This is a genomic window from Halomonas sp. ND22Bw (assembly GCF_003011945.1).
Lineage (GTDB): Bacteria > Pseudomonadota > Gammaproteobacteria > Pseudomonadales > Halomonadaceae > Halomonas > Halomonas halophila.
On record NZ_PXWD01001579.1, the window covers coordinates 1 to 243 of the forward strand.

1 pseudogene is annotated in these 243 nt (G+C 67.9%); it reads left to right on the forward strand.

The features are described 5' to 3' along the window. Positions 1-187 (forward strand): annotated as a pseudogene (locus CVH10_RS23560) (ABC transporter ATP-binding protein); the annotation flags it as partial. Positions 188-243 lie beyond the last annotated feature (56 nt).

A 243-nucleotide genomic window follows, 5' to 3' on the forward strand; every position in this document is an offset into this window, starting at 1 on the left:
GGCCATCTTCATGGCCAACCGCGTCGCCGTGTTCAGCGCGCGGCCGGGCCGCATCAAGGCCGACGTGGCGGTCGACCTGCCGCACCCGCGCCATTACACGATCAAGACCTCGCCCGAGTTCATGGAACTGAAGGCGCGGTTGACCGAAGAGATCCGTGCCGAGTCGATGGCTGCGGCGGCGCATTGAAGCGTCCGATGTCCGTCGCTTCGAGCCCCCGTCTGCCGGCCGCCAACGGCGTGACT